Here is a 25,704-nt window from a genome sequence, read left to right as displayed (position 1 = left end):
ACGCCCGCCATGGACTCGCGTAGGAAAAAATGACGAGATGGCTTCCGTACCAATGGTTCCAGCCTCGGCGATGCCGCAGTTGTTCCTTGCTGCCGATACCGCCTCGGTAGCGGCCCAGCACGCATATGTCGGTGGCATTCGCCGCCGCCTGCTGCTGCTGGTCGCCGCCGCGGTGACCGGAATCGTGACCTGGCGAGTCGGAAGCGGGAGGATCGACATCCTCGGCCTCGTCGGCGTGGTCGCGTTCATCGGAGCGATACTCGTCGAGGCCTCCCTGTGGCGGCAGCGGCCCGACCGAACCTGGTATGACGGTCGCGCGGTGGCGGAGTCCGCTAAAACACTGGCGTGGAAGTTCTCCGTCGGCGCGCTCCCGTTTCCCATCACGATGTCCCGCGAGGACGCCACGCGTGGACTGATCGACAAGTTCGCCCGACTACAACAGCAGTTCGCTGACCTCGAGCTGTCTCCGGTTGCGGCACCACAGGTCTCGGACTGGATGATCGCACAGCGATCAACCCCACTCGCCGACCGCAAACAGCTGTACCTGATCAGTCGAATCCAGGACCAGCAACGCTGGTACGAGACCAAGGCGAAATACAACAAGCGGCAATCCGCGCGATGGCGCACCGGCCTCGTCGTCCTGGAACTGTCCGGCGCGGTGGCCTCCCTGATCACCGCGGTCGTCAAGACCGAGTTCATGTTGGGCCCGGCGCTTGCCATGATCGCCGGAGCCGCGATCGCCTGGACCGAGGCCAAACAACATGATTCGCTCGCCCGCGCCTATTCCGCCGCGTGTACCGATCTCTCCAACGCGGACGCGAAGCTGAGACTCGCCGACACCGAAGAGGCCTGGTCCAGGGAGGTCGACGACGCGGAGGAGGCGATCAGTCGTGAGCATGTCGTCTGGTTAGCGACCCGACACCGGTTGTAGCCGAGATCAGGGGCACAGCTGTCGGCGATCGATGTTCGAGGAGATGACCTGGTTCCACCGCTCGGTGGCCTTCTCGGGTTCTACGAGTATCGAGCAAAGGAGTTAGCGCCCGGAATCGGGGCTGTGCAAGAGGCGGATCGTCCCGTCGTCGAACGCGGCCGCGATCCGGTGTCCTGTTCCGTCAAGGGTCATGCCCTGGATGTGTTTCGGACCGAAGCCGAGCAGTACCAATCCGACCTGCCGATGCGGGTTGTCCGTTCTCCATAGTCGCACAGTTCCGTAATCGCTCGTTGACACGATGTAAGAACCGTCCGCAGTGAAGCGTACGGATGCGACAAAGGGAGGGTTCGATAACCAAGGACTCGAGCCACGGACCGGCGAGTCCGACAAAGTCAAGAATCCATCGTGCGCCTGGGACTATCAGCCCCCTTCTGCGACACGTCGGGTGAGGCCACCTCTTTGCCCGACGGCAGTTCCGCGATCTTGCCGCCGTGAGCACCCCAGATCCGGACGATTCCCTCTTTGCCACCGGGCACCACACGGCCGTCGGGAAAGAATCTGACCGCGAATACCGCATTTCGATCCGCATCGATCGTCTGCGGTTGCTGATTCAGACGCGCGACATCCCAGATGCGCACTTTGCCATCGTGCGCACCCACCGCGATCTTCGAGCCGTCGGCATTGAAGGCCACCTCGGAAAGCTTGGTCGGAAGGGATTGACCCGGTCGGCTAGGTACCTTGGACTCGGCTAACGTCGAGCGAAGACGGAACTGCGCGCATATGGGACCCGGCGACGGGTGACCGATCAGGTAGAGGGAGAAGCGACTGCTCGATGCCTCGGGCTGGGGCCGCTTGGTGATGGGGTCCGAGAGAAGGATGGCCAAAAGCTGTTGGTGCGGTTCGTGACTCACGCGCAGGGCCCAGTGACCAACGATATGGCCATCGCGTTTGTCGTGGGTTCCCGACGCGGACTGGTGGGCACTGAGCACGCGCATCGAGAAGTCTTGCCGATTGGTGTCGGTACTGTATGCGATCATCTGGGTATGAGTCAGGACCTTGCCGACGACTTGCGAACGGTCGCGGACAATTTGCAGAAACTCGCTGACGAGCTAACGGAGTCTCAACTCGAACGCGAGGTCGGCATTGTCGAGAAGGCAGCCCGCGAGGTCCAGGATGCTTGGTCAGGCTCGAACCTCGGCTACCAGTCCCGGGTGTACTACCAGGGATACAGCAGGCCACCGGCCGGCGCCCATTTTAGTCGCGAGTGGGGTTTCATCGGCATGTTCCAAGGCACCAATGGTGATTGGGAACAATACGACCGCGATGCGACGCTCGCCGAAATTAACAGGCGTGCTGGCATCGCAAACCTCGACCACCATGCCGATGCAGCGACAGACGCAAAACGGCGATTTTTCCGCTTGAAGGAGTCGGCGGTTTCGATCCTGACGACCTACCTTTCGACGAATTCTGACAAATACATCACTGACCAGATCGAGAAAATCTCGGAGGTGTCGATTCCGAGCTTCAACACGCTTACCCGCGCACAGATGTTGACCCCCTCAACTGTGTCCAGAGACTCCGTTGCCCTTGATGGTGGTTGGCAAAGCGCCCCCCATCAGGAATCTATCGCTCTTTGCATGGAATTACGCGCACCCTACATTGCTGCAGCCGAACTAGCCGAACTAGCTGAGAGTGCTGTGTCGCACATCGCTCGGAGTAAGGCCATCCCGCCGATGGCGTCCGTGCCGCAGCTGGGTACGAGAGTGTTCATCGGACACGGTCGTTCACCGCTCTGGCGTGAACTGAAGGATTATGTCCAGGACACTCTTGGTCTACCCGTTGATGAGTTCAACAAGGTGCAGATGGCAGGGATTACGACCGTGGCCCGACTAACCGACATGCTCGACAACGCTGCATTTGCCTTCCTGGTGATGACCGCTGAGGACGAGACTGCCGACGGGAAGCTGAGGGCACGCGCCAATGTCATTCACGAAGTCGGCCTCTTCCAGGGCCGACTCGGATTTGAGAAGGCCATCATTCTGCTCGAGGAGGGGTGCGAAGACTTCTCGAATGTCAACGGTCTTACGCAACTCCGGTTCCCCGCCGGCCGCATCAGCGCCGAGTTCCACAGCGTACAGGAGGTACTTAAGCGCGAAGGGGTTCTATAGAACCCGAGGCCGGACACCCCAATGCACGACCGGGATACAGATTGATCGACCTACACGTGAAGGACCACCGGCAACCGATCAACCTTGGTGGTCTATGTGGTGGAGGTCGATCAAAGGGATTCGGAGGCGGTGGTGCGGGCGACCGTGGGGGCCGACCGGTTGTTCTGGGTCGATCCGCCCACACCTGGTGGAGGGTGTCCGGTCGAGGGACATGCGCGGATGGGGCTTCGGCGGCGCGAGCCGTAGTGAAGAACGGGATCGAGGCGACGGTGCTTCTCAGCCGTGGGGGTGCCGAGAAGCGAGGCGGGGCGGGGGAGATCGACGGGTTGGGGCGCACCGAGGAATTGCTCGACGGACGAGCTCAGTCCCGTTACCCCTTGGACAGGTGGCCACCATCGCCTACGGCAGGATCTACGAATGAAGAAAACCTACTGACCGGTGAACGATCTACCGGTCAAGGACCTGGTCGACGTGAGCAATCGTGAGTTCTTCACGTTGTTCGCCAAGAGGACTGGGATGTACATCGGCTACACCGATCTACGAGGAGTAGTCACCGACATCGAGGGCTATGACATGGCGTCGCGCCGGTCCGGTCAGCCGGGCCTGCAGGGTTGGCGGGAATGGCTGATACAGCGCTACCAGGTCGTGCCAGACCTTGTCTGGGCGGCACAGATCAACCAAATCGCCCTGCCGGATTGGGACTTTGCGGCGTCTCTCACCGCCGAACAGGAGACACACGTCCTCACCGTGCTATTTGATCTACTCGATACCTTCCTCGCCGAACGCGAGTCCCCGCGGACATAGAGCCGACCCCGGCTGCGCCGTTCCTACTGTTCAACACTCGCTGTCCGAGGCAGACCTGACTGACGTCGGGCATCGCCGGGCGGTAAGAATCGACGGGTGCACCTGACGATCGACCCCGAACGCAACATCTACTGCGCTATCTGCGACTGCTGCGAGACTCCCTACGACCGTGCAAACGGGGTCATCAACACCGCGAACGGCGCCTACGCGATCTATCACGCCTCGTGCCTGCACCACCAAGGCACCCACGAGACCTACATCGACGTCATTTTCGACAACTGCTGGGACCCTGACGATCCGGTGAACATCGCAGCCCGGACCGGGTGACGTTCGGCTGCCGTGTCCGCCCCTTCGAAGCCCATTCCGGCAATACCTGCTCCTTGGTCCCCGGCGCGTCCGTCGCCTCGAACACCGCGTTCTACGGCCAGGAGCTCGAACCCGACCGAGCCCGCCAGCACCCATGGCTTTCGCTGTACTGGGACGCCATCGATCACATCCTCGAACACGACGCCACAGTCCGGGCGCACCTACACAGGCCCTGACGACTTTCGGCCCCTCCTGTGCCATTCGGGGTCGCCCTGCTCGGCTCGCTTTGCTGAACGGAATCCGCGGTAGATCCATATGCTTGACCTCATGTACAAGATGATTCGAGTCCGCGAAAATAGGTCGTCGGCGCCCGGCCCAGTAGAGGTAGGCGCAGCGTCAGCGGTGATGAATCAGATGGCTTCGGCGGGGGGGAGCCTGCACTCAGTTGCTGTGCACGAGGAAATGAGGATTACCGATCTCTACCTGACTGACATTCGTGATGTGAACGGTATCGCGACTGGTAGCCGCGTGGCCCTGTTCTGGGTCGGCCTGCATTGTGATCCCGCGCCCCTCCGTCCAGCTGGCACGAGGTTCGGACGATTCCGCTTTCGGCGATCGCATCGCACAATCGACTCCGTACCAAACGTTGGCCTCGCGGCAAAACGCCAGCGCGCTACTGGTTCTCGATGCTCCGCGAAAGCCTGGCATCTTACCTGTTCTACGTTTCGCGCGGAGGGTGGTACATCCGCCCATGATTCCACCGACCCTCCAGCACACACCGCCTATTGATCCGGAGCAACGCGTCTATCTCTGCGACGCCGGCGAAGCAGGCGAGCGTGAGTGGGCATTTGACTGCTCTCCAATCGACCAACATCTGCAATACAAACGAACTCGTTGCCACCTGTCATACCCTATTAGGAGCTCTATGCGATTAGAACAATAGAAGAGCGGCAAAGTGCGCGGCGCGACCCCTTCAGCCACGCTCTAAGCGGTCTACGATACTGTTCCATAGCTTGTTAAACAGTTCCTCCTTCGTGTACGTTTGACCACTCCCGCCCATCGATCCGAACACAGAGAAGTCCATCATTTTGAGCTTCGGAATACCGGCATCCCGGTCGAAATACGGCGTGGCATAGCCATTGCTGCTATTCACGCTGCCCGTACTGTTCCCGCCGATTATGAAGTTGAGCTGATCATCGCTGTTGAAGCCGTTCTTGTCGATGTCGATGGCGTATGCGGTCTTACCTTGACGCTCGATCCGTACCTTTAGCATCTCACCGCTCACGCGAGTCCAGCCCACAAAGCCGGACGATTCCAGTTGCGGCAACGCTTGGTCGAACTGATACCGGAGATACTCGAAAGCCGCATCCAGCAGCTCGTATTTGCTGAAGTCAGGCGGGATCACCCTGGGCATACGGTACGACATAGCTTCTTGCACCACCTCGCCGACGTCGCGCGGCTCCTGTCCGGCGGACGTAGCCACACCCACCCTTTGCACGAGCTGCTCCGCCAACCCTTCTGGACTGAAATCACCACTTCGCAGATAGTGGATTTGAGGATGTAGGAGCTCTGGAGGCACCTCCACGTCATCCATAAGCACCGGGAGAATGTATCCATCCCCTTGCCTGACAGCGGTCATCATGGCGGCCGAAAGCTCGTCCATCGGAATGGCCTTCGACAAGTATTCCCTAGAGATGAACGGCACAAAGAAGCGTGTCTGTGATCCGTATACGGTCCGCTGCTGACGAATAAAATTCGTTCCCCACCACTCGTTTCCCTTGTCTTCGTCGAAGAAGACACTGAGCCCGCGCACTTTAGCTGCAGCAACCACTGCAGCGACGAACTGTCGCTGCTCTCCAGCAAAAGAGACTGCAATATCGTAAATCGCCACTTCATGCCCCTTCCGAATTCTAATATTTGAGCGAGCCCCAGAAACCGCGTCGCGTCCTTCGGATTGACCACTCGGTTCGTACACCGCACCGGCAACCTGCTCACCACCATCCGCAAGCGCGCACGGGCAGCCGTTAGATTGGACCGACAGCACCACTGCGCACGCGCTGTAGTGACAAAGTACCGCACGGTCGAGATGTCATGTGCCCGAGGCCATATAGGCCGTGTGCGGATGAATCCGAGGGAACCGCACCACAGCCAGTTGCGCCAGCCGCCGCTGCTGGCTGTGCGTGGCGCAATGTCGGTCCATCCTGCGACCATCGGTGCCCCGCAGAACTGGGCTGCAATGGGCGCCCTCCATCGACAGTCGAGAGGATCGTCGCTTCGGCATCGGTAGGCGGCCCCAGAAGAGTTGCCCGGTTACGGTTCAGGACGCGTTGTAGATTCGTCATCGAGCCGCTGGATTTTCCCGTGACGATCACCAGTCGGTAAATATCGAGGCGGAGCCCTGCCTTGACCGCCGAATCCACTGGGCACCAGCTTTCTTCAGCGCCGCGCCGGCATCTAGGGTTCACTTGGCCTGAAGGTATGACCGATGGCCTGATTCGAGATCGATCCTGATGTCGTCGACCGCATCGTCGGTCTCCAGTGACACCGATGCGACGCGGGCGTGCGCGAGTCCGAGTTCGACTCCTGGCAGGGGCACTCCTGCCAGACCATGGACCACAACATATGCGGCGACGCCGCGCCGAGACTCCGTGCCCGCGTCGCCGGATGCGCCACCGATGCTCCCATGCCCCGCTCCTGTGCTACCGACCGCCATCTAATGAATCTTAGAGACACTTTGACACGGTCCGCTGAAGGTCCCATGCGGTGGCGAAGTCGACACCGAACTGCTGTGCCGGATTCACTGGCATCTACCCCGGCGGAGCTGGGCGACTGGATTTGAACCTGCGACCAATTGGCGCGCGTTCCAGTTGTCTAGAACCCACCCATCAGTGCCCAATAATGCTCAGCACCAGTCCTTTTCGAGGAACGACTCTTCTCAACGGTTCGCATGAATTCCCATTGATTCCGGTCAAAAGTGTGGAGTTCCTGTGGGGCTCTTGGGATGGCTCGGGTCTGTCGGACCCGCACACGCGGGACGCTCCGCCATTGTCGACTGGTGGACCGGCAGCCTCCAGTTCGGCTCCACATCTCCGGGGATCGTAGGAGATACCTGCGAACGGAGACTCATCTGCAGCATCAGTGGAAGCACAGCGACCAGGCGTGTCAGACCATACCGATACCTGCCGTTCAGTCCAGTAGGCGTGAAAGTCCGACCAGGAGGCGAACCGTGAACTCATCCATTTCTGTCGCCAGTGTTCTCAAGGCCCTCTGCCCCGCCACCGAAGGCCAAGACGCAGAACTGGCGGCCACGCTGCGACAGGCGTTTGGTGTCCTGTCAGGCCAGGACCTTCGACTCGCCTTGGCCCCCGAAACTCCGGCGAGAATGATTGCCGCAGCCGCCGCGCCGGTCGCCGCCAGCGCCCGCGATGTGTATGCGTCACTCGGCACCTACACAACTAAACCGACGGAGGACACGACTGCCGTACCGTGAGGCTTGATCGGCGCGTCGAATCGCCTATCTGCTCGATTGTGTATGGGAGATGACGTGGTCGAGGGCAGCGGCCAGGCGAGACATTCGAGACGGAACTGCGAATTATTCGATAGCGTCGACGAAGTCAGCGTCAGCGCGCATCCGAGCCAACCGGCGATGGACGCTGCGCCACTCTGACACCTGATCAGCGATTTCATTGAACGTGGCCTTGACAACAGGGTGGTCGAACCCGCGGCTATCCGCGAGTGCAACGCCGGTGTGATCGGTTATTGCGGCGACTTCTGTTGCGATGGTGTGTAGTTCATCAAGCTTGTTACGGAAGCGCTCGATGGCTGCGGCGAACCGGTCTTCGGGGCTCTCGTGCGATATGCCGTCTTCGGACGCGCCGGCGAGCTCCCGCAGGCGGTCAGAATCCAGCGACCGAGTGCCGACGAAGCACACATTTGCCGGTTCGTCGCCTTCGGGCAGTTGCTGCGGGTCACGGCCGGCGCGGCAGTCCATCACGACTTGGCACAGCTGCCGCAGCCCTGAATCGGACCTGGCCAGACGCTGGAGTATCTGTTGCGGTTCAGTATTGTTGCCGCGGCCGAACTCTGAGCGCGTAAGCAGCGGAATACGCCCACTGACCATGTGATAGCTGGCCAGCGTGACCAGCTCAGCGGTAGCCGGGCCGGTGTTGGTGCCCGCCTGCACGAGTTCACGAATCGCTTCAGCGAGTAGATCCAGAGGCTCTCGACGAGTCAGGCCGACACCGCGCAACGGCACCCACCGCCACCCGCGCTCAAGCGCCGCACGCAAAGCAGTAAGGCGCTTGTCGTTCGGGAACCCGCGCAATGCGACCTCTGCGGCCAATTGGGTACGGTCCTCGAGCTTGGGCCGTGTGCCGGTCAGATCAGCGATGGCATCGTTGACTGTGCGCGCCCGACGCGTATTGGGCTGCGGATTGAGCGCTCCGCAGGCGAGCACGGCGACCTCATCAGCAAGCAGATCGGTAGAGCGGTTGCTCCCTTCCAAAACCTCGCGTACCTCATGCGCGGTCATACCCGTTGGCACCGGCAGCAATCCGCGATCGAAAAGGCGGTCGACCGCGGCATTGGCCTTGGCGTTGAGGGTGGTCGCGGTGGTGAAACTCATCGGCGGAGCCATGTGCAGGTGTGCGACGAACCGTCGGCGAGCACGGTCGAATCGGCGCCCACCCGTGTAGCCGATGATCACCTTCGCGTTCGGCATGATCGAGCAGCGAACCTTGCGAGCTTGGACCTCGGACACGTCCTCGCGCCTTGCACACTCGGCGAGGTCATGGTGCCAAGACCCGGCGCGGCGTCCGCCTGGTTGCAGGTTCCACACCGCATCTTTAAAGGTGATGCCTAGCCCTTTGTGGGCCGCGACCGTTCGGCCGAATCCGTCGGTGGACTCGAGCCCGATCACCGGACCGACATCACCGGCGCTCAGCTCCAAGAAACTGAGCCACCCGGCTGTCTCGATGCCACGTTCCTGGATCGAGGGCACATGCGGATTATTCTCGACCATGTCCTCGATCCGTGGGCCCATCGCGTCGATGATCGCCTCGATCGAATCCATGTGGAAGGTCAGCACGGGCCGTCCGTCATCCACGGCACCGAAACGGGGCATATCAATCGCACCGCGAGCGTGATCGCCCTCGAATCGAATGTTGTCCGGCGAGGGGATGATTCGCCATGTCAGCACGTCGAACTCGATGTAGGTGAACTCCTCGGCGCCGAACCGCTGAATCTTCGGGAAGCGAAGAGCATGCCGAAGTTGCTGCTGGTTGGCCGCGGAGAAGGCCAGGGCCTGAGCGAGCTGATGGGGCATTCCGGCTGCCTCGCCGACCGCTATGGATTTCTCGATCACCGCAACGGATGCCGGTGGACGCAGTCGCGTGCCGATCATGCGGTGATCGACGGTATCGAGCGTGTCGGTCTCGAACGAATCCAATGCGGCAACAGCGTCGGAGGGGTAGATCATTGAGTCTCCTAATGCACTCGAATCGACCGCCGCGGTGGCGATCGAAAAGCGAGGGCCTGGGCCAGACTCAGCGTGGTGCCCCCACCTGTCCCTCCCGGCCGAACGGCCGTCCAGGGTGTGGCACATCACCGAATCCGCATCTTCCTTCAGGACATCCGCCGACAGTGACGGATGGAGCCTTGGCCCGGACGGGCTCTGGATCGAGCAGCGACCGAACTGGAACCAGCGAATTGACGATGTGTAGCGTGGTCAGCGACATTAGCAGACGAGCGCAAGCCCGGAAGTGCTTCGGGGACAACCGGTTGTCTCGGCTCAAGCTCTGGTTAGCCGCGTCGATCTGTCACCGCGACAACTCGCGGGGATACTGAGCCCATCACCGTGAACATGCGGGAGTGGGATACCTCGACAAGTGCCTGATCGACCTACTTATTTCCCTCCGATAGGCCTTGCGAACCGTCAATGGACGGCATGAAGCAGTATAGAAGGTGCTCTCGATCCGCGCGTACGTCACAATCCTCCACTACTCGGATCAGGCCTACGCCTCGATGCGCGGCAGGTGAGTGATGCGTACGTGCACGACCGCCCCCAGGCTGATGCGGGGTGCCAAGCCGTGCGGCTTGCCGAACCCTCGCCGTGGCCACCGCGCCGATCCGCCGCCCAGCGCCGAACCCGCCGTCCTGGTTGATAGACGAACAGTGCCGGTCCCGCTACAACCCGTCTCCATGCTCCGTACTCGGGTATCCCCCGCGTCTCAGTCTGGCGAAACCACTTGTCGGCTGCGATTACCACGGCGGTTGAGGGCGATCGCCACACGAGCGTCACTCCGGTCGCTTGCGCCGTCCTTTCGTTCGCCGTGCGATCTACCGCCGCCCTTCCCTGCTCAACGCGGCCTGAACAGGATCTGCGGATCCGCTGCTCGTCATCGAACCCCGCCGACGTACCACCACCTGCAGTCCTGCACCAACACCGCGATACCGCCGTTGTGTTCACAGAACTTGACAGTCACCGTGCCTGGAGCAGCGGCCAACACGCACCACTTGATCGGTTGAGCCGCGCATGCGCCGGTGTTCCGTAGGGCCCGACGCGACGCCCGCTGAGTACCGGCTGTGCCGCCCTTGGATCAAGTGTTCACCGGCCAGCAAGAATCGCTCGGGAAGTGCCGTGTTGCTCATCCGCGCGGCCGCCGCGTCTATTGGATGGCAGTCGTCTGGCTACCTTAAGCTCCCGGCGAAGTAACGGCCACACCCCTACCAGTTCGGAATAACCGGCGTCGCTGAGCTGCACCTGCCAGGTATGTGTGGTGACGCCTTCTCCATAAGGCGTTTGGGTGATCTCCCCCTGCGCGAAAAGAACTGAACGCGCGCGCCAACCTCCATCGCGCCCGGTCCAGATGAACAAGCTCTGTGTTTCATGTCGCCACCCGAGTCGTTCTCCTGCCGCAGGATGCAAAGCCAACCATGTCATATCGACCGCGTCGCTCCAGGCCATGTCTCCCAATCGGAATTTTGGTTCACCGCCGGCAGACCGTCGGGTCGGGCATCATGTTCGCCGTGGCGGAGACTGCCGGTGATCGGCATCAGGTTCTGACGGACAACCAGTGTGGACTGCTCAAGCTGCTGTTACCGAAATCCGATGGCCGCGTGGGCCGTAACTTCTCCAACAATCGCCAGGTCGTGGAAACAATTCTGTTCCGGTTGCGGACCGGGATTCCCTGGCGCGACACGCCCGAGGTATTCGGTCCGTGGCAGATAGTATGGAAACGGCACCGCCGCTATGCCGCCGACGGCACCTGGGATCGGGTGCTGGTCGCGTTGACCGCGTTGGCGAACGCAGCTGGCAACCTCGATTGGGCGGTCTCGATCGATTCGACGATCGTGCGGGTTCATCAACACGGCGCCAACACCCGTCGCAGCGGCGGCGCGGTTTCCGACCCGGATGGCGAGTTATGAGCCGGCTGACAACGGGATCGGCCGGTCCCGGGGCGGCTTGACTACCAAGCCCATCTGGCCACCGACGGCAACGCACGCGAGTTGACCGTATTGATCACTGCGGCTCAGGCCGGTGGCTCGCCGAGGATGCCGGCGGTGCTCAACGTGATCGCGGTCCCGAGGCTGTTCGGTGGCCCACCGCGACGCAACCCTGATCGGGTACACGCTGACAAAGCGTATTCCTTGGCAGCGAACCGAAAGGTGTTGCGCAGCAGACGGATCGTTGCGGTGATTCCGCAACGGTCTGATCAGGTGGCCAATCGGAAACGCCGCGGTCGTGCCGGTGGGCGCGCCCGCCCGGGTTCGATTCAGACGCTTACAAGGGGCGCAATGTGGTCGAGCGGGCGTTCAACAAAGCGAAGCATTGGCGTGGTGTCGCTACTCGATAGGACAAGCTGGCCTGCACCTACCGGGCCGAGATCGTCATGGCTCTCATGGTCGAATGGCTGAAGCTATTGGGAGACATGACCTAGCGACGGTGCCGGTCGGGCCAATAGGCAACCCAATGGTGGACAACAGCCCTGACCCGAACAGAAGTGTTGCCCTATCAGACTCACAGGATTTGAACCTGCGGCAACCTGGCGCGGGTTCCAATTGTCCAGAACTTACCCATCAGCGCCCAATAGTACTCAGCACCAGGCTTTTTCACGAAAAGACCGTTGTCAACGATTCCCATCGATTCGCGTTGATTCCAGTCAAAAGTGCGGGGTTTCAGTGGGGCGCAATCCGAGCCCGCACCCATGGAGTGGCATGGACTCGTCGATGTTCAGGCGTGCGCTGGGGCCGCCCAGATCGGTCTTCACCCAGCCCGGCGCTATGAGCAGCAACGTGCGCGGGTCGTCGCCGCGCGGCGAAGCTGAGCATCAGCTGCGAGGGGCTCAGGCCGAACGGGCTCATCGCGGTACTTGTGCTGCGGCGGTTCGCCGACCCACCCTGCCGGAACCACCCCGAATCGCGGACCCGGGGTGAGGCTTTCGGCGACCGGCCTTCCGGTCGCCAGCGGTGACAACTCGACGATCGCGCCCCGGCAGCTGCGTCGCCCGCTCGGATCGGGGTATTCCACGGGGTGAAGGGCGGTGACGCCGGGTCGCTGTGCACCGTGGATCACGATCGTCGGTCCGCTCATCGGCTCGACTCGCACGCGGCCGGCGGGCGGGCGGCACCACACGTATACCGGTGTAACCGGATTCGGAGACTCTCATGATTGTTTTCCTCGGCCTGGTCCTGCTCATCGCCGCGGTGGTGATCGGCACGGCGGGCGTGCTGAGCAACAGCGGACCCGCCCACACGCTCAGCGACGACTTCAGCCTGCTCGGCTACCACATCACCGCAACGTCGGGCACGTTGTTCCTGTGCGCGGTCGTGCTCGGAGCCCTCGGCATGCTCGGCCTGGTCCTGCTCACCGCCGGCGCGCACCGTTCGTCGCAGCGCCTGCGTCAGACCAAGGCCGATCTTCGGCTCGCCCGTCGCACCGGCACGAGCGGGCGGACCTTCCGTCCTTCGGCCGAACCGAAGGAGAAGGGGACCGTGCTGGCGAAGACACCGCGTAGTGCGAGCGCACGCCGCACCTGGCGACATCCCTTCGGTGACCGCTCCGCCGACGCCGTGACGCACTGACCCGACCACAGCACGGCGTCGCAGAGGTCGAGGGGGCGTGGACCGATCGAGCCTACGGGTTTTGAGCCTGGGTCGGCCCCGCCACCGGAGTCAACAGCGTCGAGGTCAACGCCACCGAACAGTGTCAGAACAGCGGACCGAGACCGCAAGAGTGAACGTGTTGCGCAGTCCAGAAAGACAGACCTATCTACCCGCCGCTGCCGAGTAGAGCTTCTCGACCGCCGGCGTAGACGAAGCTGCGGGCGAATCGGCTCAGCACTACCATTTGTTGACGTGCAGTACCGTGTCGAGCGGGGCGCGTTTGGCGAGCTTGAAGTCGGTACCCTTCGTGTAGGCAACAGGCAAGAGCACGCCCTGCCGAATACTCGGGGGAACTCCCAGCGCCTCGGCGACCTCTCGTTCGTACTCCAAATGCAGTGAGGTCCACGCAGACCCGAGGCCGCGCTCACGCAGTGCGAGCGCGAAGCTCCAGGCGGCGGGAAGCAGCGAACCCCACAGACCGGCCTGGTTCCCCTCCGGCATCTGCCCACCCGGAACGTGGATCGCACCGATCACCAGCACCGGTACCTGCTCCATCACCTCCGCCAGATAGGTCGCACTCGAAGCCACCTTCTCCGCGGTATCGGCGTCCTTCGGCGGCTTCGCCTGCCGCACGGCCGCACCCGCCGCAGCGTAGGCGGTGTAGGACTTGCGGTAGTACTCCGCCACGATCTTCTTGGGCTCGGGATCGGTCAGCACGATCCAATGCCAGCCTTGCAGGTTACTGCCCGACGGCGCCTGGAGCGCTACCTCCAACGCGTCGGTGACCACCTCCAGCGGCACCGGCCGATCCAGGTCGAGACGTTTGCGCACCGACCGGGTCGTGGTCAGTACCTCGTCCGCGGACAGGTCGAGATGCGGGAACTCGACAGTCATACGTTCTCCCATCTTGCGCTCGGTATCAGGATCGCCCCGTCATATAGTCGACGGTGCGCATATCAAAGTATGCGAAGATCCCTTCACGGGCATCGCCATCCCCCAGCACACTACGAAATCGCTGTTCACCGATGCGATCAGCTCCGCAGGCCAGATCTTGCCCAAGCCTCGATCCGGCGCACCGCACCTCCCGCCCGTCACACCACGCTCAACTCGGCAAGTGCGGACGTTCCACCGATGCAGGCTTTCGAAATCATGTCGTGCCGTTGATCTTTCGTCACGACCTCAGGCCGTAGCCAAGCTGCTGAAAAACTGGATCGCGTTCTCGGCGGCCTCACGATCACGCATCGCGCGTTCGATCAGCGGTTCGTAAGGAACTGCTTGGTACCGAGCATCGAGGGCCATCCCCAGACCATAGGACTCAGCTCGAGCAGGCCCTTCCCGACATTACATAGTCGGCATGGGCGCGCGTTCAGCGGAACGGGCCCGCGGATCGTCCGACGGGCCCGCCTGGTCGATGTCAGACGCAGTGCGCGGGCGGGGCCGGGCTCCAGCTGCCGATGCAGCCCGCAGCGATGTACGCGAGTAGATCGATTACGGCCGAGCCGGTCTGCAGGACGACCAGTTCGGCTGCGGCGGTGTGGCTGATGGTGGGCTGCGTCGGTGTTTCGGGCACGGCGACGGCGAGTCCGGTGGAGGCGGCGCCGAACGCGGCGACCGCGATGGCAAGGGCAGCGAAGCGTTTCACGAGCATGCGAGCGAGCCTAGTGTGAAACACAAGTATTTAGACATGGATCGAAACCCCCTGATTTCGGGGGGTTGCCCGTGACGCCCACATCATCGCTGATGCCGCCCGCACCATGCCGCACACGTTGCGCCAGGTCGATACCGGCGATGAAACCCCGACCGAGCTCGGTGGTTCTTCTCATCTGACCTATGCACTCAGGGCTCCAGCGAAATCGCCCGAACTCGAGAGCATCTAGCAATCGGCGGCGCCCGTCGAGGACACCCGCTCTGCACGATCGCCCCGGCGATTCAGGCCGACGCCTCGGCGATTTCCTTGCGTGCCCTTTCGGCGACCCCGGTCGGCATCGGCTCGTGCCGCAAATACCCGCGGGCGAACGAACCCGCCCCGTGGGTGAGCGATCGCAGGTCGATGACATACCGGCTCAGTTCGAGTTCGGGTACCTCGGCCCGGATATGGGTGAAGCCGGTATCGGCCTGCTCGGTGCCGAGAATGCGTCCGCGCCGGGTGGACAGGTCGCCGAGGACGGCGCCCAGCTGGTCGTCGGGGACCGTGACCCGCACCGCGGCAACCGGTTCGAGCAGCAGGGTCCCGGACGCGTTCGCCGCGTCACGAAGGGCGAGCGCACCCGAGGTCTGGAAGGCGGCGTCGGAGGAGTCCACCGAGTGCGCTTTCCCGTCCACCAGTGTCACTCGCACATCCACCAGCGGATATCCGGGAGTGACCCCGCGCGCGGCCTGCGCCCGTGCCCCTTTCTCCACCGACCCGATGAACTGGCGCGGCACTACCCCACCGACCACCCGGTCGACGAACTCGAATCCCGCCCCTGCAGGCAGCGGTTCCACCTGGATGCGGCACACCGCGTACTGCCCGTGCCCGCCGGATTGCTTGACCAATTTGCCGTGCCCCTCGGCTTCCGCGGCGAGCGTCTCCCGTAACGCCACCCGATACGGTTCCACTTCCACTCGCACCCCGAACCGCCCGCGCAACCGTTCCAGAGCGACGTCCCGGTGGGATTCCCCCAGACACCACAGCACCAACTGATGGGTGTGTTCGTTGTTTTCCAGCCGCAGGGTCGGATCCTCGGCAACGAGCCGGGTCAGGCCCTGCGAGAGCTTGTCCTCATCCGCCCTGCCCTGCGCCCGAACAGCCACAGGCAGTAACGGTTCCGGCAGCTGCCACGGCTCGATCAGCAGGGGTTTCCCGGTGCCGGAGAGGGTGTCGCCGGTTTCCGCGTGGCCGAGTTTGCTCACGAACGCGATATCGCCGGCGACGGCCTCGGTCAGTGTCTGCTGTTGCTTCCCCAACGGCGCGGTGACCCCGCCGACCCGGTCGTCGGCGTCGTGCTCGGGTCCGCAGACGCGGACGGTGTCCTCGCTGTGCAGCGTGCCGGAAAACACCCGCACCAGCGATACCCGTCCCACGTACGGGTCCGACGAGGTCCGGATGACCTCCGCGGCGAGTTCGGCCGCCGGATCGCAGTCCAATGCGATGGGCGCGGTGCCGTCGCCGCGCGGCGCGGCCGACAGCGGGTGTTCGATCGGTGTCGGGAACCCTGCCGTGATCAGTTCCAGCAGTTCGAGCACGCCCAAGCCCTGCTCCGCTTCCTCAGCTGCCGGTGCCGCGAACAGCACCGGATGGAAGCTTCCGCGCGCCACGGCTCGTTCCAGGTCGCCGATCAGGGTGTCGACTTCGACGGGTTCGCCGTCGAGGTAGAGGTCCATGAGCGTTTCGTCTTCGCTCTCGGCGATGATCGCCTCGATCAACCGATCGCGGGCCGGGTCGATCACCGCGAGCTGTTCCGCGGAAGGTTCGGTGCGCACCCGTTTCCCGCTGCGATAGTCGGCAACACGTCGCTCGAGCAGTTCCAGCAGTCCGATCGCGGGCCGGTGCCCATCGGGAGTCTTCTGCCCGTAGACCGGCAGGTGCAGGGGAAGGATTGTGTCGCTCGCTCCCCCGGTCAGCAGTGCCTGACAGGTCTGCACCAGTTCCGCGTACTCCGCCCGCGCCGTGTCCAGATGTGTCATCACGATCGCCCGCGGCATCCCCACCCGCGCGCATTCGGCCCACAGTTCCCGCGTAGGCCCCGCTACACCCTGCACTCCGTCGGCCGCCGACACCAGGAAGAGGGCCGCGTCCGCCGCCCGCAACCCGGCCCGCAGTTCGCCGACAAAATCCGGGCATCCCGGAGTATCGATCAGATTGACCTTCACCTCGCCCCACGTCACCGGGACCACTGACACCTGCACAGATCTGTGCTGTCGCCGTTCGACCTCGTCGTAGTCCGACAGTGATGTTCCGTCCTCCACGCGGCCTGCGCGGTTCACCGTCCCGGTCGCCAACGCCAGCGCCTCCACCAGCGTCGTCTTGCCCGCACCACTGCTGCCGACCAACGCTACGTTCCGGATGCTCTCCGGTCGCTGCGCCGCGTTTGTCCGGTCCACCATGTCGCTGCTCCCTCGGGTCGGGATCCGGCTCCTTCGAGCTTCCCACCGCAGGTAGGGACACGTCCACGATTTCCGGGATCGATGCTGCACCGCTCGATTCAGCGTGTGCTGACGCAGCCCACGTAGCGGCGCTGGTCGTGGACGACACCGCGACAGCCCGCCGTGCCGACGTTGATGTCTGCGGTGTCGTGCCGGATCGCGAGCAGACGGACTCGGCCGGGCACGTCGACGCCGTGGCGCCTCATTGTCGCCGCTGAAACCGTCCACACCACAATCGAAACCGGACAAAACACCGCCTTCTACACCGGCAAGGTCGCGGTGGCCTCGTTCTTCACCACCTCCGTACTCCCCCACCTCACCGCCGACTTGGCAGTGGTCTCGGGCACGGACCTGCCGATTCGCGGCTGTGTTGCATGCGTCGCGATTCGAGGTCTACACACGGCTGGAAAGCGACCCGCGGCCCGTCCGCACCGTATCCGCCTGCTGCGCGTTTCCACGTCCGGCGCGCCCGTCACTTCTGGTTGAGCTCGGCGCGCTCCGGCAGTCCGGCCGCCCACAGCGCCGCGGCGATCAGCGCGGGCTGACCGAACAAGCGGAGCAGGCGTTTGGCGTCCGTGTCGAGGCCGAACGCGGTGGTGCCCTCGACGTATTGGGCGATATTGCCCGGGAAGATGGCGATAAAGAACGCGGCGAGTGCGATCCCGGTTATTCGCCGCTTGCGTGGCAGGCCCAACAGCGCGAGGCCGAATCCGATCTCGGCCACACCGGAGCCGAGCACCGTGAGGTCGGCGTCGAGGGGGAACCAGTCGGGCACCTGCGCTTGGAAATCACTGCGCGCGAATGTCAGGTGCGAGACGCCGGCAACCGACATGACACCGCCGAGTGCAAGCCGGGTGAAGCGCTGTGAGGGGCGCTCGGACGAAGGGCTGGTGAGTGAGAACATTGGTCCTTCCGATTTGGGATCGCACCTGACGGCCCATCGAGCGCGCCACTTGTGGCTTTTACGACTACCCAGGCGGATCAGTTCAGTGCGCCGTTGTAGTCCGGGAACTTGAAGGTGCGCTCGGCATGCCCGCCGGACAGGTCCGAGGGGCTGTTGCCGAAATTGGCGACGATCGTGTAGCCCTTGCTCTCGATGTCGGCCCGGCTCGCGGTCTTGTACTCGGCCAAGCCGGAATTGCCCGCCGACAGTGTGGTCGGCGCGCTGCCGTACAGCGCGTCGACCGGGTAGCCGACCGAGGTCAGGTTCGCCTGCGAGTAAGCGTTGACCAAGGCAGGCCTGCCGGTGACGAAGATGATCGCGGCGCCGTTCTGTTTCGCCCAGGTCGCCAGGCCGAGCACCGGCTGGATCGCCGGGATGATCAGGCCGGTGTTGTAGGAGGTTTCCAGCGTCGTGTTGTCGATGTCGAAGACGATCGCGGGCCGTATCGCGCCGGGCAGCCGACCGGCAAGGTAGGTCTTCGCCTCGGCCACGACGGGGGTGATCTCGCCGATCCACTGCGCGTACGGCGGCAATTCGGACTGATTGCCTGACAACGAGGACGAACCGCCGCCGGACAAAGACGACGAACCGGTGTCGGCGTCCGCGGCGGGCAATGGCGCTAGGAGCGCGGCCGCGACACCGACGACGAGCGATGCAGTAACACGTTTCATCTCTCGCACGCTAACAGCGGACTGAGCCACGCAGCTTCGAAGTCTCGCGCAGTGGGACTGCTACGCGGGCGCGCCCGCTTGGTCGGCATCGACGCGCACAAGGCTGGTCGGCACGTCGCGCTGAGATCATGCTTCCCGCTACCACCCGGAGCATCGTGGTCGTGCTGAGCATAACGTGATCGTCACACGGCGGAACTTACGTCGGCGGCCGGTAGGTAACGTCCCTGGCTATCGCTTCGTCGATCTGCTCGGGGCTGAGCAGACCCACTGTGTGCGACACGGCGGCACCAGCGGCCGCAGTTCGAATCGCGAGCGCTGCGGCTGAGACATCGTCCGGGACATCACCGATGACGAACAAGTCGTCCTCGCCGAACGCGAAATAACAAGCTTCCACCCGACCACCCACGCTCTCCACCATCTCCGTGATGGCCGCACGGCGCGCACTACCGCCCTGTGCCAATAGACCTTGTGCCCCCTCTTGGAGATAGCTGACTCGCCACAAGTACTTGGGCATACCCACCAGCCTCCTCGGCTCCAGACGATCTCGGCGAGACCGACCCTACGGGTCCGCCGCCCCACGAACCGTCCAGGACGAACGCCGTCGTCGCAACGATGCGGCAACGTAACTGAGGCGATATCGGAAATCCAGAGCGCAACCGAACCAACTGCCGTACAGGAAGCTCCCGCCGAGGCGGACGAGGGATCCTCGGTAGCTGGTCGTTCGGCTGATCCCGAGCTCGGTAGCCACCGCATGCGATTCGACCCGTCGATGCTCTCTATCGCAGAGCGGCACGCGCGGTGTCGGCCAACCGGCGATTGGTCACCCGCAGTTGCCGCGCGGTACTGGTGGCCAGTGCCCGCGTCTGATCGGAATCGAGGCGGCCACACACGCGCCCCCAATGCACGGCGACTTGGTCACCGACGGCCACCTCCGTCGCGAGGTGATCGTCGTCGACCTCGGCGCGCCATAGCGCTGGACCGGACAACCGCAGCAGCGGACCGTCCGAGACCAACCGCCGACAGCGGACGGAAGCAGCCCCGCCTTCGCGAGCCACCACGGTGCCCCAGGTGATACGGCAACTGTCCAGGATGCGGATCGGGTGCTCGTCGGCGCCACGTCCCAGCAGGCGGGTCCACGGATACACGCCGAACACGTGGAATCCGTGGTTGGCGGCGGCTTCCTCGGCGAGATCGGCGTTCAGATACGACCAGTAGTGTCCGGCCATCGGCGCGATGATCGCGAGCAGTTCGGTGGTGAACGCGCCGGCGTCGAGGTCGGCGCCGATCCCGCCACCGAGCCAATAGGACTCGACGAGGCGCGCGTCGAGCGGATCGGCGATGCCGGTCAGTCTCGACATCGCCCGCAGGTAGGGCCAGGCTCCGGAGAACTGGCGGGCCAGCGCGCGGATATCGGCGGCCGAGCCGTTGTGCAGCGCCCGCGCGTCGGCGGGACCGCAGTAGCCGAGCCGGTTGGGCGCGTAGGCGTAGCGGGCGAACATCTCGGTCCCGTCGATGATCGCGCCTCCTGTCAGCAGATCCGCGGCAGTTGTTCTCCGGCAGGCAGATCCACCACCCGGGTACCGCCGAGGGCGGTGCGGGCGACCACCATGCCCGGATGGTCCTCGACGCACACACCGATGGCTTCGGCACGAGCACCCAGCGGATGCGCGCGCATCGCCGCGAGCACCCGGTCGACGTCTTCGGAGGCGACGAAGGCGACGAGCTTGCCCTCGTTGGCGACATACATCGGATCGAGCCCGAGCAGCCCACACGCGTCCCGGACCGCGTCCGGCACGGGCAGCTTCCGTTCATCCAGTGCCACACCGACTTTCGCGACACCCGCGATCTCGTTGAGCGTCGCCGCGACCCCGCCGCGGGTCGGGTCACGCAGCACGTGCACATCGGCGCCGGTGGCCAGCATCGCGGCGACCAGGCCGTTGAGCGGGGCGGTGTCGCTACAGACGGTGGTGCCGAATTCGAGGCCCTCCCGGCAGCTCATCACGGCGACGCCGTGCACCCCGATGTCACCGCTGACGATCACGACGTCACCGGGACGGGCGCGCTGCGGGCGGATGTCGACGCCGGCGTCGATGATGCCGATGCCCGCGGTGTTGATGAAGATGCCGTCGCCGTGGCCGGAGTCGACGACCTTGGTGTCGCCGGTGACCAGCTTGACCCCGGCCGCGAGCGCGGCAGTACCGACAGCCTCGGCGACCCTGGCGATCTCGGCGAGTGCGGTGCCTTCTTCGAGGATGAACGCCGTGGACAGCACCATCGGCCGCGCGCCTGCCATGGACAGATCGTTGACGGTGCCGTTGACGGCCAGGTCCCCGATCGACCCGCCGGGGAAGGCCAGCGGTTTGACGACGAAGGAGTCGGTCGAGAACGCCAAGCGCACGCCGTCGAGGGTGAGCACCGCCGAATCACCCATGCCCGCTTCGGCGGCGGAGCCGAACGCGGGCAGGAACAGGTGCTCGATCAGCTCGCCCGACATCGCTCCCCCGCCACCGTGGCCCATCACGATGGTCGGTGAGTCGCGCAGCGGCATCGGGCACACCCAGCTGTCCATGTCGAGGCCGGTCGCCGCGTTGTCCTCACGCATGAGCCACCTCCGCGGGCAGGTCGAGGCGTCGGTACAGGTAGTAGGCCGCGCAGGCACCTTCGGAGGAGACCATCGTGGCTCCCAAGGGGTTTCGTGGGGTGCACTGTTTGCCGAAAGCGGCGCATTCGTGCGGCTTGATCAGTCCCTGGAGGACCTCGCCGGAGCGGCAGATCGAGGACTCGGCGGTGTGCAGGTCGGTGACCGCGAACCGGTGCTCGGCGTCGTAGGCGCGGTAGCGTTCCGAGAGCCGCCAGCCGCTGTCGGGGATCACCCCGATGCCGCGCCAGGCGCGGTCGGTGACTTCGAAGACGTCGGTGAGCATCGTCTTCGCAGCCGGATTGCCTTCGGCGCGGACCGCACGGGGATAGGCGTTCTCGAGCTGGTGTCTGCCGTCCTCGAGCTGGGTCACAGTGCGCCGGATACCTTCCAGGATGTCGAGGGGCTCGAAGCCGGTGACCACCATCGGCACTCCGTATTTGTCGGCCAGCGGCGGGTACTCCTCGGTGCCCATGACACTGCAGACATGTCCGGCGGCCAGGAAGCCCTGGACCCGGCACTTCGGCGATTCCATGATCGCGGCGATGGCGGGCGGAACGAGCACGTGCGAGACCAACAGCGAGAAGTTCTCGATGCCCAGCCGTTTGGCCTGATAGACGGTCATCGCGTTGGCCGGTGCGGTGGTTTCGAAGCCGATGCCGAAGAACACCACCTGCCGATCGGGGTTCTGCCTGGCGATGGTGAGCGCGTCCAGTGGCGAGTACACCACTCGCACATCGCCGCCTTCGCTCTTGACCCGGAACAGGTCGCGTTCGCTTCCCGGCACCCGGAGCATGTCGCCGAAGGAGCAGAAGATCACCCCGGGCTGCGCGGCGATCTCGAGCGCCTTGTCGATCACCTCGAGCGGGGTGACGCATACGGGGCAGCCGGGGCCGTGGATCATCTCGATCTCGTCGGGCAGCAGTTGGTCGATGCCGTGGCGGATGATCGAATGAGTCTGTCCGCCGCAGACTTCCATGATGGCCCACCGCTGGGAGGTGGCCCCGCGGATCTGATCGAGCAACTTCTTCGCCAGGTCGGGATCACTGAATTCGTCGAGATACTTCATGACGTCACCTCCGTGTCGTCGCCGGCGCCGGAGTCGGTCGCTGCCGGTTCTGCCGTGGGATCGGGGAGCCCGGATTGTCTGGCGGCGAGGGCGAACCCGTCGCCGAACTCCTCGTTGAGCACACCGAGGTGCTCGAATTCGGCCAGTGTGCGCAATGCCGATTCCTCGTCGAGGCGCTGGATGGCGAAACCGACATGGACCACTACGTAGTCGCCGATCGCCGCGTCCGGAATGTATTCCAGGCACACGTCTTTGTGCACGCCGCCGAAGTCGACGACCGACATCATGGTGCCGTCGCGTTCGTGCAGGCTGAGCACCTTTCCCGGGACTGCCAGGCACATCGCTGCTCTCCTTTCGCTCAACCCGCACCGGCGGCGAGTAGTTGTCCGAACGCGAGACCACCGTCGTTGGGCGGCAGTCGGCGATGGGTGATGACGTGGAATCCGTTGTCGCGCAGCGCGGTGCGTGCTGCCGAGAGCAGCAACGCGTTCTGGAACACCCCACCCGAGAGCGCGACGGTCGTCGGGTGGGGTGCGAAATCCAGAGCCAGGTCCAGGACCAGCGCCGCCACGGCGTGATGGAAGCGCGCGGCGATCACGGCGGCCGGGACGCCATGAACGGCATCGGTGACCACTGCCGCCACGACCGGGGCCGGGTCGATCACCGCCGGGTCCGCGGTGTGATCGAGGCCGAACCGGTAGGTGCGCGAGCCGGGATCCGCGGCGCGCGCGAGGGCCTCCAGTTCGATCGCGGCCTGGGCTTCGTAGTCGACGGCGTGGCGAACCCCGGCCAGCGAGGACACGGCGTCGAAGAGCCGTCCCATGCTCGACGTCGGGGTACACCCGAAGCCGGAGCCGAACTGGTGTGCCAGCACCGCGCGTTCGTCGGCGGGACAGGCGGCGACCGAGGCGATCGTGTCCGACCAGTCCAGTCCGGCCGACCACAGATGTGCAAGCGCCATCCGGTAGGGCCGGTGCACGCTGACGTCCCCACCCGCGAGCGGCACGTATTTCAGGTGCGCGAGACGCCGGTAGCCCTTGTAGCCGGCGGCCAGGACTTCACCACCCCAGATGGCGCCGTCGGGTCCGAATCCGGTGCCGTCGAACGCGATCCCGGTGACCGTGTCCGAGGCGCCGAGTCCGTGTTCGCCCATGACCGCGGCGATGTGCGCGTGGTGGTGCTGGACGGTGTGGACCGGACGGCCTTCGGCGTGGGTGCGCGCCCAGGTGGTGGAGCGGTAGCGCGGGTGCGCGTCGGTGACGAGCTGGGTGGGCGCTACCCCGGTCAGTTCCGCGAGGTGCTCGGCGGCGAAACCGAAGGCGCGCAGGGTGGCCAGGTCGTCCATGTCGCCGATGTGCTGGCTGAGCCAGGCGTAGCGGCCCTCGCCGACCGCGCAGGTGTTCTTGAGGTCCGCGCCGACGGCCAGCGTCGGCGGCACCGGGACCGGCAGGGTCAGCGGGAGCGGCGCATACCCGCGGGAGCGGCGCAGCGGCAGCTCGACACCGTCGACCACGCGCACGACCGAATCGTCACAGGGCGTCAGGATGCGGCGGTCGTGCGACAGCCAGCCGTCAGCGAGGGCGGCCAGGCGGGTGCGGGCGTCCTCGTCGTCGAAACAGATCGGTTCGCCACCGAGATTGCCGGAGGTCATCACGAGCACCCGCGGGACGGGCCGGTCGCCCGACAAGCCGAACAGCAGCAGGTGCAGCGGTGTATAGGCGAGCAGGACGCCCAGGTCGGGGTTGCGGGGCGCGACCGAAGGGGCCAGTTCGATGGTGTCGCGATCGAGCATGTCGTGCGAGTCGGCATCGGATGCCGCTTCGGCGGGGATGCGGACGGGGGCCCTGCGGGCGAGCAGGACGATCGGGCGTTGGGGGCCCGTGAGCAGTAACGCGGCGGTGTCGTCGACCTCCGCGATCGTGCGCGCGGTGCCGAGGTCGGGAACCATGACGGCGAAAGGCTTGTCGCCTCGCCGCTTTCGGCCCCGCAAGGTGGCCACGGCGCGCTCGTTCGTGGCATCGCAGGCGAGGTGGTAACCGCCGATGCCTTTGACCGCGAGAATCCCGCCCTCGCGCAACAGGTTTCGCGCCGAGTCCAGCGGCCCCTCGGCCGATGAGCCGGAAGGACCGAGGTAGGACAGACGCGGGCCGCAGTCCGGGCACGCGATGGGCTGGGCGTGGAAGCGGCGGTCGGCGGGGTCGGTGTATTCGGCGGCGCAGTGGGCACACATCGGAAAGTCGGCCATCGACGTGCGGGACCGGTCGTAGGGCAGTTCGGCGATGATGGTGAATCGGGGTCCGCAGTTGGTGCAGTTGATGAAGGGGTGGCGATAGCGCCGGTCGGTGGGATCGGCCAGTTCGGTGGCGCAGTCCGCGCAGATCGCGACATCGGGTGAAGCCAGGGTGCGGCCGCCACCGTCGCGGGTGGTGTCGGCGATACGGAATCCGGTGCCGCCGCGCAACGCGACGATGCTCTGGTCGACCGATTCGACGACGGCCAACGGCGGTGGGCGCTCGCGCAGGCGTCGCGCGAACTCGTCCAGATCGGCGGGGGCGCCTTCGATCTCGATGATCACCCCGGCGCTGTCGTTGGCCACCGACCCGGACAGGGACAGTTCCGCGGCGGTCGTGTAGACGAAGGGCCGGAAGCCGACGCCCTGCACCACCCCGCGAACCACGAGGCGCCGACGTTGCCGGTCGGCGGTCATGACTGTTCGCCTCGTCCGAGCAGATTCAGCCCGGCCAGTGCGGTGGCGGCGCCGGCCTGGTCGGTCTTCTCGACCGCCAGACCCATGTGGATGATCACCCAGTCCCCGGGATGCACCGGATCCTCTTCCAGCAGACCGATGTTCACCTTGCGGTTCTCGCCGGAGACCGTGACCAGGGCGAGTTGCCCGTGGTATCCGTCGAGGATCTCCACGACCTGTCCGGGGATGCCGAGGCACATG

General features: G+C 64.5%; 24 protein-coding genes and 1 pseudogene. 8 read left to right on the top strand and 17 right to left on the bottom strand.

The window, feature by feature from the left end:
- Positions 1-37: 37 nt before the first annotated feature.
- Positions 38-931 (top strand): DUF4231 domain-containing protein, encoded by an 894-nt coding sequence (locus ACFVVI_RS06740; protein ID WP_387443775.1) that lies wholly within the window; start codon positions 38-40, stop codon positions 929-931.
- A 102-nt stretch (positions 932-1,033) separates the two neighbouring features.
- On the opposite strand, the gene ACFVVI_RS06735 is transcribed toward ACFVVI_RS06740, so the two are convergent.
- A complete protein-coding gene (locus ACFVVI_RS06735) occupies positions 1,034-1,321 on the bottom strand; it encodes a hypothetical protein (RefSeq protein ID WP_387444484.1) in 288 nt (95 codons plus the stop codon).
- 2 nt (positions 1,322-1,323) lie between these two features.
- A complete protein-coding gene (locus tag ACFVVI_RS06730; protein WP_387443773.1) occupies positions 1,324-1,968 on the bottom strand; it encodes a WD40 repeat domain-containing protein in 645 nt (214 codons plus the stop codon).
- A gap of 6 nt (positions 1,969-1,974) precedes the next feature.
- On the opposite strand from ACFVVI_RS06730, the gene ACFVVI_RS06725 reads away from it, so the two are divergent.
- From ACFVVI_RS06725 to ACFVVI_RS06715, 3 genes are all read left to right on the top strand, one after another.
- Positions 1,975-3,099, top strand: a complete 1,125-nt coding sequence (locus ACFVVI_RS06725) for a TIR domain-containing protein (protein ID WP_387443771.1) — start codon at positions 1,975-1,977, stop codon at positions 3,097-3,099.
- Positions 3,100-3,537: 438 nt separating this feature from the next.
- Positions 3,538-3,903: a hypothetical protein gene (locus tag ACFVVI_RS06720; RefSeq protein WP_387443769.1), complete on the top strand. Its 366-nt coding sequence runs from the start codon at positions 3,538-3,540 to the stop codon at positions 3,901-3,903.
- 96 nt (positions 3,904-3,999) lie between these two features.
- Positions 4,000-4,230 (top strand): hypothetical protein, encoded by a 231-nt coding sequence (locus ACFVVI_RS06715; protein ID WP_387443767.1) that lies wholly within the window; start codon positions 4,000-4,002, stop codon positions 4,228-4,230.
- A 952-nt stretch (positions 4,231-5,182) separates the two neighbouring features.
- Here the strand turns inward: ACFVVI_RS06715 and ACFVVI_RS06710 are convergent.
- Positions 5,183-6,100 (bottom strand): TIR domain-containing protein, encoded by a 918-nt coding sequence (locus ACFVVI_RS06710; protein ID WP_387443765.1) that lies wholly within the window; start codon positions 6,098-6,100, stop codon positions 5,183-5,185.
- Positions 6,101-7,435: 1,335 nt separating this feature from the next.
- On the opposite strand from ACFVVI_RS06710, the gene ACFVVI_RS06705 reads away from it, so the two are divergent.
- On the top strand, positions 7,436-7,699 hold the full coding sequence (locus ACFVVI_RS06705; RefSeq protein ID WP_387443763.1) for a hypothetical protein: 264 nt from the start codon (positions 7,436-7,438) through the stop codon (positions 7,697-7,699).
- A gap of 102 nt (positions 7,700-7,801) precedes the next feature.
- Here ACFVVI_RS06705 and ACFVVI_RS06700 read toward each other — a convergent pair whose 3' ends face one another.
- Positions 7,802-9,685, bottom strand: a complete 1,884-nt coding sequence (locus ACFVVI_RS06700; RefSeq protein WP_387443761.1) for a hypothetical protein — start codon at positions 9,683-9,685, stop codon at positions 7,802-7,804.
- Positions 9,686-11,226: 1,541 nt separating this feature from the next.
- Here ACFVVI_RS06700 and ACFVVI_RS06695 point away from each other — a divergent pair.
- Together ACFVVI_RS06695 and ACFVVI_RS06690 are read left to right on the top strand one after the other, a co-directional pair.
- A pseudogene (locus ACFVVI_RS06695) lies at positions 11,227-12,146 on the top strand (IS5 family transposase).
- Positions 12,147-12,873: 727 nt separating this feature from the next.
- Complete coding sequence (locus tag ACFVVI_RS06690) at positions 12,874-13,290, top strand: hypothetical protein (protein WP_378987268.1); 417 nt, start codon at positions 12,874-12,876, stop codon at positions 13,288-13,290.
- Positions 13,291-13,548: 258 nt separating this feature from the next.
- Here ACFVVI_RS06690 and ACFVVI_RS06685 read toward each other — a convergent pair whose 3' ends face one another.
- The 4 genes from ACFVVI_RS06685 to ACFVVI_RS06670 form a co-directional block, all read right to left on the bottom strand.
- Complete coding sequence (locus ACFVVI_RS06685; RefSeq protein ID WP_056817616.1) at positions 13,549-14,205, bottom strand: nitroreductase family protein; 657 nt, start codon at positions 14,203-14,205, stop codon at positions 13,549-13,551.
- Between the two features lie 520 nt (positions 14,206-14,725).
- Entirely contained in the window at positions 14,726-14,959 is a 234-nt protein-coding gene (locus tag ACFVVI_RS06680) for a hypothetical protein (protein WP_387443758.1), read from the bottom strand.
- A gap of 281 nt (positions 14,960-15,240) precedes the next feature.
- Positions 15,241-17,397: an elongation factor G-like protein EF-G2 gene (locus ACFVVI_RS06675; RefSeq protein WP_387443755.1), complete on the bottom strand. Its 2,157-nt coding sequence runs from the start codon at positions 17,395-17,397 to the stop codon at positions 15,241-15,243.
- A 98-nt stretch (positions 17,398-17,495) separates the two neighbouring features.
- Positions 17,496-17,642 (bottom strand): hypothetical protein, encoded by a 147-nt coding sequence (locus tag ACFVVI_RS06670; RefSeq protein WP_387444497.1) that lies wholly within the window; start codon positions 17,640-17,642, stop codon positions 17,496-17,498.
- Here ACFVVI_RS06670 and ACFVVI_RS06665 point away from each other — a divergent pair.
- On the top strand, positions 17,572-17,922 hold the full coding sequence (locus ACFVVI_RS06665) for an acyl-CoA dehydrogenase C-terminal domain-containing protein (protein WP_387444482.1): 351 nt from the start codon (positions 17,572-17,574) through the stop codon (positions 17,920-17,922). The two genes, ACFVVI_RS06670 and ACFVVI_RS06665, sit on opposite strands and share 71 nt — an antisense overlap.
- On the opposite strand, the gene ACFVVI_RS06660 is transcribed toward ACFVVI_RS06665, so the two are convergent.
- The 9 genes from ACFVVI_RS06660 to ACFVVI_RS06620 form a co-directional block, all read right to left on the bottom strand.
- Positions 17,909-18,340 (bottom strand): hypothetical protein, encoded by a 432-nt coding sequence (locus ACFVVI_RS06660; RefSeq protein ID WP_387443753.1) that lies wholly within the window; start codon positions 18,338-18,340, stop codon positions 17,909-17,911. The two genes, ACFVVI_RS06665 and ACFVVI_RS06660, sit on opposite strands and share 14 nt — an antisense overlap.
- A 77-nt stretch (positions 18,341-18,417) precedes the next feature.
- Positions 18,418-19,050 carry an HAD family acid phosphatase gene (locus ACFVVI_RS06655; protein WP_378987280.1) on the bottom strand — a complete coding sequence of 211 codons (633 nt, stop codon included), beginning with the start codon at positions 19,048-19,050 and terminating at the stop codon, positions 18,418-18,420.
- Between the two features lie 196 nt (positions 19,051-19,246).
- Positions 19,247-19,564, bottom strand: a complete 318-nt coding sequence (locus ACFVVI_RS06650) for a GYD domain-containing protein (protein WP_378627985.1) — start codon at positions 19,562-19,564, stop codon at positions 19,247-19,249.
- Between the two features lie 262 nt (positions 19,565-19,826).
- Positions 19,827-20,549 carry a DUF6390 family protein gene (locus tag ACFVVI_RS06645; protein WP_387443751.1) on the bottom strand — a complete coding sequence of 241 codons (723 nt, stop codon included), beginning with the start codon at positions 20,547-20,549 and terminating at the stop codon, positions 19,827-19,829.
- Positions 20,550-20,578: 29 nt separating this feature from the next.
- Positions 20,579-21,652, bottom strand: a complete 1,074-nt coding sequence (gene hypE / locus ACFVVI_RS06640) for a hydrogenase expression/formation protein HypE (protein ID WP_387443749.1) — start codon at positions 21,650-21,652, stop codon at positions 20,579-20,581.
- A complete protein-coding gene (hypD, locus tag ACFVVI_RS06635; RefSeq protein WP_378987289.1) occupies positions 21,645-22,757 on the bottom strand; it encodes a hydrogenase formation protein HypD in 1,113 nt (370 codons plus the stop codon). The genes hypE and hypD overlap by 8 nt, the downstream gene beginning before the upstream one ends.
- The gene (locus ACFVVI_RS06630) at positions 22,754-23,098 is read right to left on the bottom strand and encodes a HypC/HybG/HupF family hydrogenase formation chaperone (RefSeq protein WP_378987292.1); all 345 of its coding nucleotides are present in this window, start codon (positions 23,096-23,098) and stop codon (positions 22,754-22,756) included. The genes hypD and ACFVVI_RS06630 overlap by 4 nt, the downstream gene beginning before the upstream one ends.
- Before the next feature lie 17 nt (positions 23,099-23,115).
- Positions 23,116-25,464: a carbamoyltransferase HypF gene (hypF, locus tag ACFVVI_RS06625; protein ID WP_387443747.1), complete on the bottom strand. Its 2,349-nt coding sequence runs from the start codon at positions 25,462-25,464 to the stop codon at positions 23,116-23,118.
- Complete coding sequence (locus ACFVVI_RS06620; RefSeq protein ID WP_378627973.1) at positions 25,461-25,703, bottom strand: HypC/HybG/HupF family hydrogenase formation chaperone; 243 nt, start codon at positions 25,701-25,703, stop codon at positions 25,461-25,463. Before ACFVVI_RS06620 ends, hypF begins: the two co-directional genes overlap by 4 nt.
- Between the last annotated feature and the right edge of the window lies 1 nt (position 25,704).

The sequence above is a fragment of the Nocardia sp. NPDC058114 genome (assembly GCF_042884695.1).
Taxonomy (GTDB): domain Bacteria; phylum Actinomycetota; class Actinomycetes; order Mycobacteriales; family Mycobacteriaceae; genus Nocardia.
The sequence above is the reverse complement of the archived record's forward strand: the minus strand, read 5'-3'. Positions and strand labels throughout refer to the sequence as shown.

Bases quoted from the DNA above. Each gene is read 5' to 3' on its own strand.
- hypD (WP_378987289.1), bottom strand. From the start codon at position 22,757: ATGAAGTATCTCGACGAATTCAGTGATCCCGACCTGGCGAAGAAGTTG.
- ACFVVI_RS06645 (WP_387443751.1), bottom strand. From the start codon at position 20,549: ATGTTCGCCCGCTACGCCTACGCGCCCAACCGGCTCGGCTACTGCGGT.
- ACFVVI_RS06660 (WP_387443753.1), bottom strand. From the start codon at position 18,340: ATGTTCTCACTCACCAGCCCTTCGTCCGAGCGCCCCTCACAGCGCTTC.
- ACFVVI_RS06620 (WP_378627973.1), bottom strand. From the start codon at position 25,703: ATGTGCCTCGGCATCCCCGGACAGGTCGTGGAGATCCTCGACGGATAC.
- ACFVVI_RS06655 (WP_378987280.1), bottom strand. From the start codon at position 19,050: ATGAAACGTGTTACTGCATCGCTCGTCGTCGGTGTCGCGGCCGCGCTC.
- ACFVVI_RS06665 (WP_387444482.1), top strand. From the start codon at position 17,572: ATGTCTGCGGTGTCGTGCCGGATCGCGAGCAGACGGACTCGGCCGGGC.
- hypF (WP_387443747.1), bottom strand. From the start codon at position 25,464: ATGACCGCCGACCGGCAACGTCGGCGCCTCGTGGTTCGCGGGGTGGTG.
- ACFVVI_RS06675 (WP_387443755.1), bottom strand. From the start codon at position 17,397: ATGGTGGACCGGACAAACGCGGCGCAGCGACCGGAGAGCATCCGGAAC.
- ACFVVI_RS06630 (WP_378987292.1), bottom strand. From the start codon at position 23,098: ATGTGCCTGGCAGTCCCGGGAAAGGTGCTCAGCCTGCACGAACGCGAC.
- ACFVVI_RS06670 (WP_387444497.1), bottom strand. From the start codon at position 17,642: ATGAGGCGCCACGGCGTCGACGTGCCCGGCCGAGTCCGTCTGCTCGCG.
- ACFVVI_RS06685 (WP_056817616.1), bottom strand. From the start codon at position 14,205: ATGACTGTCGAGTTCCCGCATCTCGACCTGTCCGCGGACGAGGTACTG.
- ACFVVI_RS06725 (WP_387443771.1), top strand. From the start codon at position 1,975: ATGAGTCAGGACCTTGCCGACGACTTGCGAACGGTCGCGGACAATTTG.
- hypE (WP_387443749.1), bottom strand. From the start codon at position 21,652: ATGCGTGAGGACAACGCGGCGACCGGCCTCGACATGGACAGCTGGGTG.
- ACFVVI_RS06740 (WP_387443775.1), top strand. From the start codon at position 38: ATGGCTTCCGTACCAATGGTTCCAGCCTCGGCGATGCCGCAGTTGTTC.
- ACFVVI_RS06700 (WP_387443761.1), bottom strand. From the start codon at position 9,685: ATGATCTACCCCTCCGACGCTGTTGCCGCATTGGATTCGTTCGAGACC.
- ACFVVI_RS06650 (WP_378627985.1), bottom strand. From the start codon at position 19,564: ATGCCCAAGTACTTGTGGCGAGTCAGCTATCTCCAAGAGGGGGCACAA.
- ACFVVI_RS06690 (WP_378987268.1), top strand. From the start codon at position 12,874: ATGATTGTTTTCCTCGGCCTGGTCCTGCTCATCGCCGCGGTGGTGATC.
- ACFVVI_RS06730 (WP_387443773.1), bottom strand. From the start codon at position 1,968: ATGATCGCATACAGTACCGACACCAATCGGCAAGACTTCTCGATGCGC.
- ACFVVI_RS06680 (WP_387443758.1), bottom strand. From the start codon at position 14,959: ATGCTCGTGAAACGCTTCGCTGCCCTTGCCATCGCGGTCGCCGCGTTC.